Consider the following 10,644-nt stretch of genomic DNA (forward strand, 5'->3'; position numbering starts at 1 on the left):
CCGCCACTGAAATAATTTTTAAATGTAAATTTTACGTTTAATAAAAATGTTACTATATTGACCAACAATTATTTTATACCACGTTGATTTTATGCAAAAGAGTTTACAATTCCTCGATTATGTTGTCTTTTTGGTGTATTTCGCGATAGTTGCCGGTTACGGTATATATATCTACCAGAAAAAGAAACGAAAAACTACTGACTCCAAAGACTTTTTCCTGGCAGAAGGATCCCTTACATGGTGGGCCATTGGTGCTTCCCTGATCGCTTCCAACATCTCTGCGGAGCAGTTTATTGGTATGGCCGGTTCCGGTTTTAATATAGGTCTGGCGATTTCCACTTACGAATGGATGGCTGCTGCTACCCTGATTATCGTAGCGGTATTTTTCCTCCCTATTTACCTGAAAAACAAGATTTATACCATGCCGCAGTTCCTGCTGCGCAGGTATAACCAGACAGTGAGTACCATTATGGCGGTATTCTGGTTGCTGCTGTATGTAGTGGTGAACCTGACCTCCATCCTGTACCTGGGAGCACTGGCAATCAATACTATTTCAGGGATTGACTTTAATGTTTGTATGATATTGCTGGCCGTCTTTGCCGTGTTTATCACGCTGGGTGGTATGAAAGTAATTGGTTATACAGACGTGATCCAGGTATTCTTCCTGATCCTGGGTGGTCTGGCTACAACTTACCTGGCCCTGAACCTGGTATCTGAGCATTTCGGCACAACTGGTGTGCTCAAAGGTTTCCACCTGATGACAGAACATGCTGGTGATCACTTCCATATGATCCTGGACAAAAAAGATCCTCACTACCTGGATCTGCCTGGATTATCTATCCTGGTAGGTGGTATGTGGATTGTAAACTTAAACTATTGGGGTTGTAACCAATATATTACACAGCGTGCATTGGGTGCTGATCTGAAAACAGCGCGTTCTGGTCTGCTCTTCGCAGGTTTCCTGAAACTCCTGATGCCACTGATCGTGGTAATTCCTGGTATCGCTGCTTATGTATTGCATAGCCGCGGTCTATTCCAGGCAGAAATGGTGAAGGGTGGTGAACTCAATCCTGACAATGCTTATCCGGTGTTAATGAACCTGTTGCCAATTGGTATGAAGGGGCTGGCTTTTGCTGCGCTGACAGCTGCGGTAGTTGCTTCCCTGGCTGGTAAAGCAAACAGTATTTCTACCATCTTCACACTGGATATCTATAAAGAACACTTTGCGAAAAATGCGGATGAAAAGCATGTGGTACGAACAGGTAAAATCGTGGTAGTTGTTGCGATGATCCTGGCGATTATCATTTCTCCATTCCTGGGTATTGATAAGAAAGGTGGTTTCCAGTTTATACAGGAATACACTGGTTTCGTATCACCGGGTATCTTTGCGATGTTCCTGCTGGGATTCTTCTGGAAACGTACGACTTCAGGTGCAGCGCTGTTTGCAATGATCGGTGGTTTTACACTGTCTATCATCCTGAAGTTCCTGCCAGGTTGGGCGGATCTTTCTGCTTTGAATAGCATCGGTTTCTCCGTACCGGCAGCAAACGGTATCTATGAAATTCCGTTCCTGGATCGTATGGGTATTGTATTCGTGGTGTGTGTGATTGGTATGATCCTGATTTCACTGGTAGCTCCTGCTAAGGTGAAAGTGGCGGGTGCAGAAATGGTAGATGAGTCTAAAGGTCTGGAAGTGGATGCTTCTATGTTCAGGACTTCTATGCCATTTGCCATCACAGCGATTTTGATCTGTGGTATCCTGGTAGCATTATATACCATTTTCTGGTAAGAGATATTTGACAAAGCTGGCTAACAACATCCTGTTTAGCCAGCTTTCTTTTTTTATAAACCTGCAAGCGTTATGAGGTATACGATTGGTTATGATATAGGATCGTCTTCAGTAAAGGCGGCCCTGCTGGATACTGATACAGGAAAATGTGTGGCTACGGCTATCAGCCCTGCCCAGGAAATGCCCATGCATGCGCCGGTGGCGGGATGGGCAGAACAGGATCCTGAGATGTGGTGGCAGGAAGTTCAAAATGCAACGAAAAAGTTACAACAAATTCACCCTTTTGATGGATCGGCTGTAGCTGGTATAGGCATTGCCTATCAGATGCATGGGCTGGTATGTGTGGATAAGGATCAGCAGGTTTTGCGTCCTGCAATAATCTGGTGCGACAGCAGGGCAGTTGAAATAGGGAATACAGCTTTTGAAAAACTGGGCCCTAACTGGTGTCTGCAATATCTCTTAAACTCTCCCGGAAATTTTACAGCTTCTAAATTACGTTGGGTACAGGAGTATGAACCTGCCATTTATGAGCGCATTGACAAAGTGATGCTCCCTGGCGATTTCATTGCTATGCGCCTCACGGGTGATGCAGCTACGACTATTTCTGGTTTGTCTGAAGGGATCTTCTGGGATTTTAGCCAGCACCAGGTATCGCCGGTGTTGCTGAAACATTATGGTATCAGTGAGAAGCTGTTGTCAGATGTGGTTCCTACTTTTGGATTACAGGGCAAGGTGACTGCGCAGGCAGCGTCGTTGCTGGGATTGGCGGCAGGTACACCGGTCACTTACCGTGCGGGTGACCAACCGAATAATGCTTTTTCCCTGAATGTATTACAACCTGGTGAAGCTGCGACTACAGCAGGTACTTCGGGTGTGGTATATGCAGTACATGATCATATTGCATTTGATGCACAGAGCAGGGTAAATACTTTCATACATGTGAATGATACAGCCACTGCACATCGTAATGGCGTACTTATGTGTTTGAATGGTACGGGTATTCTGAATAGCTGGATGCGACAACTGGTAGGCAAACCATCTTACGAAGAGATGAATGCACTGGCAGCAGTAGCACCTGTAGGTTCACGTGGATTGAAGATTTATCCGTTTGGCAATGGTGCAGAACGTATTCTTGCTAACAAGGAGATTGGTGCGGAGTTCAAAGGACTCAACTTCAATATTCATGGCAGGGAACATATGCTGCGTGCCACACAGGAAGGGATTGTATTTGCACTGAAATACGGGATGGATATTATGCAGGATATGGGATTGAATATTTCACGGGTGAGAGCCGGTCATGCGAATATGTTCCTGAGTCCATTATTCAGAGAGATATTTGCAAATACGGCTGATGTGGTGATTGAGTTGTACAATACAGATGGTGCGCAGGGCGCTGCAAGAGCAGCGGGTGTGGGCGCTGGATTGTATGCAGTGGAGGATGCATTTAAGGGGATGGAGTGTCTGGCTACAATAGAGCCGGAGGCGAATAATCCATATAAGGGTATTTATGAAGAGTGGCTGCAGGGATTGAAATTTTAACACACACACACACATAACACGTTAGGATCAAAAAAAACACTTACAATGAGCATTACAATTGGAAACAAGGAATACTTCAAAGGCATTGGGAAAATCGCCTATGAAGGTCCTCAGTCAAACAACCCATTTGCTTACAAATGGTATGATGAGAACAGAAAGATCGGTGGTAAAACCATGAAGGAACTCTTCCGGTTTGCGGTGTCTTACTGGCATACCTTCTGCGGAACTGGTGGCGACCCATTCGGTCCGGGCACCAAACAATTCCCATGGCTTACAGCGCCAGATGCTGTGCAGAGTGCAAAAGACAAAATGGATGCAGCGTTTGAATTCATCACCAAACTAGGTCTTCCTTACTACTGCTTCCACGATGTAGACCTGGTAGACGAAGGTGCAAACATTGCTGAATACGAAAGCCGCATGCAGGCAATCGTAGCGTATGCAAAAGAAAAACAAAAAGCCAGCGGCGTAAAACTGCTCTGGGGTACTGCGAATGTATTCAGCAACCCCCGCTATATGAACGGTGCCAGCACCAACCCTGACTTTTCTGTAGTTGCGTATGCAGGTACCCAGGTAAAGAACTCCCTGGATGCGACCATCGCACTGGATGGTGAAAACTATGTATTCTGGGGTGGTCGTGAAGGCTATATGACCCTGCTGAACACTGATATGAAGCGTGAGCAGGACCACCTGGCAAAATTCCTTGGCATGGCGCGTGACTATGCACGCAAACAAGGTTTCAAAGGTACGTTCTTCATCGAACCTAAACCTTGTGAGCCTACCAAACACCAGTACGATTACGATTCAGCTACGGTGATCGGTTTCCTCCGTCACTATGGTCTGGACAAGGATTTTAAACTGAACATTGAAGTAAATCATGCTACACTGGCAGGCCATACCTTCCAGCATGAACTGCAGGTAGCAGTTGATGGTGGTTTCCTGGGTAGCATTGATGCGAACCGTGGTGATACACAAAATGGTTGGGATACTGACCAGTTCCCAATGAACCTGAATGACCTGATCGAAGCGATGCTGGTGATATTACCAGCGGGTGGATTTGCAGGTGGTGGTGTGAACTTCGATGCGAAAGCACGTCGTAACTCTACAGATCTGGAAGACATTTTCCATGCACACATTGGTGGCATCGATTCATTTGCACGTGCAGCGATTGTAGCTGAAAAGATCCTGGAACAGTCTGCTTACAAACAATTCCGTAAAGACCGTTATGCATCATTTGATACCGGTAAAGGAAAGGAATTTGAAGATGGTAAACTGACATTGGAAGATCTGCGCAGCATTGCAATTGCGAATGGCGAGCCAAAGATGATCAGTGGCAGACAGGAATGGTTAGAAAATATCATCAATCAGTATATCTAAATTTAACTGATTATATAGAAGGGCCGCTACATTGTAGCGGCCTTTTTTGTGTAACTTGGTATTGTATACAATTCTACACTATGTTTTCCATTCAATCATATCATCAGTCGGGCTTTGATATTATCGCTCTTATCGACGGCGACACTGGTACACGGGCAGAGATCATTCCGGCACACAGCGCATTGCTGCATGCCTTTAAAATACCGTATGGAGAAAATTTCCTGAACATCATCGATAGTTATGAAAGTCTGGACGACTACAAGTTGAACCTGCCGGAATACTATAAGAGTGCCAAGCTAAGTCCTTTCGCTTGTCGCATTCCTTCCGGCACCTATCGCTGGGAAGAACAGGATTACACTATTGTGAAAACACTCAGTTCCGGCAATGCCATTCATGGTCTGCTCTTCGATGTACCGTTTGAGGTAGTGAGCCAGAAAGCTGATGAAAAAGGTGCGGTGCTGACATTGCGCCATACTTATACTGGGAATGATGCAGGATATCCGTTCCCCTATGACTGTGAGGTGAAGTATCACCTGGAACCCGGTCAGCAGCTACGTATTTCAACTTTTATCCTGAACAATGCAGACAGGCCTATTCCTGTTATGGACGGTTGGCATCCTTATTTTAGTACAGGTACCCCGGTCGATGAGCTGGAATTGCAGTTTGCTTCGGAACAAATAGTAGAATTTAATGCGCAACTGATACCAACCGGCAATGTGTTGCCTTACGACAGGTTCCTTGAAGCCCAAAGTTTGGCAGGCATACCGCTGGACAACAGTTTTGTGTTGGATTTCAGCAGGCATAGTGCCCTGGCTACATTGCGGGATCCGCGGAAACGGGTATTGATCCATTTTTACCCGGAACCATGTTATCCAATCCTACAGATCTATATCCCTAATCACCGCAACAGTATTGCGATTGAGCACCTCACCGGTGCCCCGAATGCCTTTAATAACGGCATGGGGCTGGTGACGCTGGAACCCGGCGAAGAACGGGTATTCAGCACAGCCATCACAGCTATAGCATATTAGTAACTTGTCTCCTCTGGCATAGTCTTTGAATTTTGTAAAGCATTGTTTCACCCTAAAAAGTTAATGTTATGGATACTTTACAAATTAAAGGTGCCTGGAATGAGATTAAGGGCAAGATTAAACAGCAATACGCAGATCTGACGGACGATGATTTGCTGTATGAAGAAGGACAGGAAGATCGGTTGATTGGTAAAATTCAGCAAAAGCTGGGCAAGAGCAGGGACGAAGTTATTAAAATGCTAAAATCTGTGTAAAATGGGAAGTCTGTTGTATATCATTGCAGTAATACTTATTATCGGTTGGTTGTTAGGCTTCTTTGTATATTCCGCAGGTGGGTTAATCCACATTCTGTTGGTAATAGCGATTATAGCCATTCTTTTACAGGTGATAAGAGGTGGCAGTTGAGTGATCTTTCGCTTACTGTGACAAAATAATCATGTAAAATCCTCCTGGCTACGGGGGGATTTTTAGTTTTTTTAAGGAACTTGGTGGAATAAACAGAACCGATATATGAAACAATTGCCCTTATTGCTCCTGCTGGTACTTTGCAGTCTACTGGCAGAAAAGAGCCAGGCACAGGTTACCCTCACCGGTACGATTATAGACAAGGAGAATGGATTAGTACTGCCATACGCAAGTATTACAAACAAGACAACCGGGCGAAGGTCTTATTCTGATAAGGGCGGTTTTTATAAGATTTCAGCGAGGAAGGGAGACATGGTGGTATTTACTTTTCTTGGGTACAATCCTGATAGCCTGTTAGTCAGTGCCGACGATGGGATCGTGACGAGGGAGATTCACCTGGTAGTAGAGAGCCGGCAATTGCATGGGGTAGAGGTGACCACGAAGTTCACACCTTATCAGCTGGACTCCATCAACAGGCGGGATCAGTTCGGGTATATACTGGATAATCCTAACAAGCCATTGGCAGGTGGGAGTACACCGGTAGGCGCAGGGATCGTATTTAGTCCATTCACCCGGTATTCAAGAAGGGAGAAACAGAAGCGTGAGTTCAAGAAGATTTATGCCAAGGCTGAAAAAGACAAATACATCGATTCAAGGTATACTCCATTATTTGTGAGCAGGGTGACCACATTAAAAGGAGATAGCCTGAGACTGTTTATGATGGAGAATTATCCGGATTACGATACGCTGAGAATGATGCCGACAGAGGATCTGATGTATTGGATTACGGATAAGTATAAAGCGTGGAAGAAGTAGTGAAAAAGAAAAATCAACAAAAAATTTGAAAAGGTTTTTTGCTTAAAAAAACGCATTAAATAAGAACTGCCACCCTGAATTCAGAGTGGCAGTTTTGGTTGCAGAGGCCAATAGAAAAAATATTTTATCAGTTGTAGACTTTCACCATATATACGAAATCTTCCAGCTTTTTGATCTGTTCTACGCGGGTCAGATTCTCAAGGCGATTCTTGTGATTCCATTTACCCATCTTCTCTTTCGGCATTTCTTCCAGCAGGCGCTTCAGCTGTGCTGATTTCACTGCAAAAGCAATCCCGTCAGCAGTTGTTTGTTTGCCGGTTACAATACCTACTACATCACCTTTTGCATCCATGAGTGGTGCACCACTGTTGCCTGGGTTTACAGGTATAGATACCTGGTAAGCGGCAGAGTCTCCATTGAAACCAGTTTGTGCACTGATATAACCTTCTCCATAAACAATCTCGTCACGTGGATAGCCCAGTGTAAAGACTTTCTCGCCACGCAGGGCTTTCTGGAATTTTACGGAATAAGGAATAGGCTGGCTTCTGAAGGAGCTATCAGTGATCTTTAAGATCGCCAGATCGCTGGAGATGTCTTCGAATACGCTGGTAGCTTTGTAAGCTTCTCCTTTGGTATTCTGGATATAGATAGAATCAGCCCCTGCTACCACATGGTAGTTAGTGACCACATATCCATTGTCGGTAATGGCAAAACCAGTGCCTCCGTAAGTGCCGGGGTTAGCCGGTACCCGCTTCTTATTATTAATATCGTTGATGAGGGCGTTCTGAGAGCGCTGGATATTGTTCAGCACCCGTCTTACATCCTCATATTGTGCGGTAGTTTTTTGTCTGTTTGCTTTCTGGATAAGGGCGATCGTGCTCAGCGAGGTAACGAGGGCGATACAGGCAGCGGCCGCAACGTTAGTGAGCAACCTTCTGCGGAAAGGGATGACCCTGGCCGGAGCAGGAGTGGCTGCATCACGCAGTATGTCCATATCGAGGGAGGCATGGATATGATCCATTTTCTCCTGCAGCGCCAACCTGCGGCCGTAACTTTCCAGCTGTGCCGTAATGTGCTGATGGGCTTTCAACTGCTCATTTACTACCGGGTTGGACTGACACAGCGTTTCGAATACAGCTTTTTCCTGCATATTCATATCGCCTTCCAGATAGCGTTCAATATCACGTATTAGATTTGTATCATTCATCGCCTGTAAACCACTTTGCGGGTCCTGTAGGGGCCCTATAATTTATATTTATCAAAAAAGAGTTTCTTTAATCGCATCAGGCACTTATACTTCTGATTCTTTGCATTTTCCGCGTTTGTGTACCCGAATTTCTCTGCTATATCTGCCATGGAGAGTTTCCTGATATAATAATCTTCCAGGATAGTCTTGCAGGGTTCTCCCATGTTACCCAAAGATTGCTCCATGATGCGGAACTGTTCGTCCTTTTTATCATGGTCTTCCATATGGTTGTCTGCCGGTATTACTGCTTCCAGTTCCTCCGGCAGGGAGAGCTGCCAGCTGCCCGACTGGAGTTTTTTGAGCCAGAGGTGGCGGCAGATGGCGTATAAATAGGTCTTGAGCTTACTATAGAGATCAAATTCACTTGTCTGTGCTTTCTCATATAGTACGATCATAGCCTCCTGGAAAAGATCTTTTGCATCATCCTCAGAACCTTTATGCTGTAAAACCATTCTTAATACGGCCGGAAAATTTTCCACGTAGATGGTAGACAGCGCTTTATCGTCATTCCGGGTAAGTCCCAGTAATAATTCCCGATCCCTTTCTATGTTCAGATTATGCTTCACTTATTAATACTATTATATCGCTTTGGTAACCCAAAGTAGGGGAAAAAAAATAAGTTTTCAGCCAGGTGATAGATGCAGACTGCCATCTTTTTTCATATAAACTTATAATTTATATAATTAAAAACCTTGCCTATGGCTGGTTTTATTTAAAAAATAGATTTTTTGAAAAATATTTCTGAAAAGCTGGGTTACCTTTCTTTCATCCTGGTATAAAGAAGAAACAATATTTCAAAAAACCTAAAAAATAAAAAAATGAAGAACGCACTGAAAATTGGTTTCTTAGCATTAGCACTGGGTGTATTTGTAACTGCATGTGGCGGTGGCGCAAGCGAAACTGCTACTGATTCTACAGCTGCAGCTACACAGGCTATCGATTCAGTAGCAAACGCTGCTAACGATTCTATCACTGCTAAGGCTGATTCAGGCAAGGTTGCAGTTGATTCTATCGCTACTGCTGCTAAAGATTCAGTTAAGCACTAATCTTATTCCGCAAGCAATAAAGCTTTTTATATGCCGCTCTGCAACCGCAGGGCGGTTTTTTTTACCTATAGGGGTAGTGGAGCCATCATTTTTGAATAAATCATTGAATTTCCGGCCTTTTATTAAATAGAATATAATTTTTCATAAAAGTGCTTGGACAATTCAAATCCTGATGTATTTTTGTCGTGCAATTCAAGCAAATTATGATACAGCAAACAACCTTTGGTTACTTTTATGGTTTCTACTTTTTCTGGTACCAGAATTAGGGAGGTCGTTTGTAGTACTTAAACATAAAAAGAAACTAACAAAAAGGCCTCCCGATAAGGGAGGCCTTCTTTTTTTCAAATAACTCGATATATGTTACGCCGTTTCAGTCTTTACTTCTTTTACTTTTTTTACTTTTTCTTTTACGTCGTAAAGGCCGGGACTCTCTTGTAAAAAATGCACTAAACATATAACTGCACTTTAAAGGGTCCCGGCTCAACCGGGGCCCTTTTTCATTTTATCCGGTAGTTGTTGTAGCAACTATCAAATACAAACAAATCAAATTAAAGATGCACATCGCAATTCAGGGATTCGAAGGGTGTTTTCACCAAATAGCGGCACAAGGATACTATGGAAAGGATATAACGATCGAATGTTGTGCTTCATTCGCGGAATTGATTAAAAAAGTAAAAACGCAGGTAGCCGATGCAGGTGTGATGGCCATCGAAAACTCGATTGCCGGAAGTATACTTCCAAACTACACCCTGCTGAAAAACTCGAACCTGCATGTAATCGGAGAAGTATACCTGCATATCAAACAACATTTGATGGCGCTGCCCGGTACGCCATTGGAAGATATCAGAGAAGTACACAGTCATCATATGGCGCTGTTGCAGTGTACTGACTTCCTGGATAAATATCCGCAAATGAAACTGGTGGAAACTGAAGATACCGCCCTGAGTGCAAAACATGTGGCTACCAAGAAACTGAAAACAACAGCTGCCATCGCGGGCAAACTGGCAGCTGAAATTTATGGTCTGGAAATCATTGCACCCAACATCCATACCATCAAAAACAACTATACCCGCTTTCTGGTTATTTCTCCAAATGGTGTAGAACCTGCGGCAGATTCCAACAAAGCATCTGTATATTTCCAGACATCTCACGAATCTGGTAGTCTGGCAAAGGTGCTGACACAGGTAGCAAGTACAGGTATTAACCTGAGCAAACTGCAGTCTTTCCCAATGCCAACCAAAGAGTGGAACTATTATTTCCACGCCGATTTCGAATTCGAAGATCTGGCTACTTTCCAGAAAGGCATCAGCAAAATCACACCGCTGACTGAACATCTGAAAGTGCTCGGTATCTACAAAAAAGGCAAAACATTATAATCGAAGTTGTTTAGTCTTTATT

The 10,644-nt window shown here is 44.0% G+C and carries 11 protein-coding genes; 9 read left to right on the forward strand and 2 right to left on the reverse strand.

Annotated features, from left to right (window positions below; translation table 11 throughout):
* Positions 1-91 precede the first annotated feature (91 nt).
* From BW716_RS04950 to BW716_RS04975, 7 genes are all read left to right on the forward strand, one after another.
* The gene (locus BW716_RS04950; RefSeq protein WP_083721414.1) at positions 92-1,789 is read left to right on the forward strand and encodes a sodium/sugar symporter; all 1,698 of its coding nucleotides are present in this window, start codon (positions 92-94) and stop codon (positions 1,787-1,789) included.
* 72 nt (positions 1,790-1,861) lie between these two features.
* A complete protein-coding gene (locus BW716_RS04955; protein ID WP_083721415.1) occupies positions 1,862-3,328 on the forward strand; it encodes a xylulokinase in 1,467 nt (488 codons plus the stop codon).
* Positions 3,329-3,373: 45 nt separating this feature from the next.
* The gene (gene xylA / locus BW716_RS04960) at positions 3,374-4,702 is read left to right on the forward strand and encodes a xylose isomerase (protein ID WP_083721416.1); all 1,329 of its coding nucleotides are present in this window, start codon (positions 3,374-3,376) and stop codon (positions 4,700-4,702) included.
* 80 nt (positions 4,703-4,782) lie between these two features.
* Entirely contained in the window at positions 4,783-5,733 is a 951-nt protein-coding gene (locus tag BW716_RS04965) for an aldose 1-epimerase (protein ID WP_179090995.1), read from the forward strand.
* Positions 5,734-5,801: 68 nt separating this feature from the next.
* Positions 5,802-5,987, forward strand: a complete 186-nt coding sequence (locus BW716_RS04970) for a CsbD family protein (RefSeq protein ID WP_083721418.1) — start codon at positions 5,802-5,804, stop codon at positions 5,985-5,987.
* 1 nt (position 5,988) lies between these two features.
* Entirely contained in the window at positions 5,989-6,138 is a 150-nt protein-coding gene (locus BW716_RS36040) for a lmo0937 family membrane protein (RefSeq protein WP_143708720.1), read from the forward strand.
* A 105-nt stretch (positions 6,139-6,243) separates the two neighbouring features.
* Positions 6,244-6,954 (forward strand): carboxypeptidase-like regulatory domain-containing protein, encoded by a 711-nt coding sequence (locus BW716_RS04975; RefSeq protein ID WP_083721419.1) that lies wholly within the window; start codon positions 6,244-6,246, stop codon positions 6,952-6,954.
* Positions 6,955-7,081: 127 nt separating this feature from the next.
* Here BW716_RS04975 and BW716_RS04980 read toward each other — a convergent pair whose 3' ends face one another.
* Entirely contained in the window at positions 7,082-8,161 is a 1,080-nt protein-coding gene (locus BW716_RS04980) for a S1C family serine protease (RefSeq protein ID WP_083721420.1), read from the reverse strand.
* Between the two features lie 35 nt (positions 8,162-8,196).
* A complete protein-coding gene (locus BW716_RS04985) occupies positions 8,197-8,766 on the reverse strand; it encodes an RNA polymerase sigma factor (RefSeq protein WP_083721421.1) in 570 nt (189 codons plus the stop codon).
* A 252-nt stretch (positions 8,767-9,018) separates the two neighbouring features.
* Here BW716_RS04985 and BW716_RS04990 point away from each other — a divergent pair, with 252 nt between their 5' ends.
* Together BW716_RS04990 and BW716_RS04995 are read left to right on the forward strand one after the other, a co-directional pair.
* Positions 9,019-9,246, forward strand: a complete 228-nt coding sequence (locus BW716_RS04990; protein ID WP_083721422.1) for a hypothetical protein — start codon at positions 9,019-9,021, stop codon at positions 9,244-9,246.
* 554 nt (positions 9,247-9,800) lie between these two features.
* Entirely contained in the window at positions 9,801-10,622 is an 822-nt protein-coding gene (locus tag BW716_RS04995; RefSeq protein WP_083721423.1) for a prephenate dehydratase, read from the forward strand.
* Positions 10,623-10,644 lie beyond the last annotated feature (22 nt).

Source organism: [Flexibacter] sp. ATCC 35208 (assembly GCF_001975825.1).
Taxonomy (GTDB): Bacteria; Bacteroidota; Bacteroidia; order Chitinophagales; family Chitinophagaceae; genus Chitinophaga.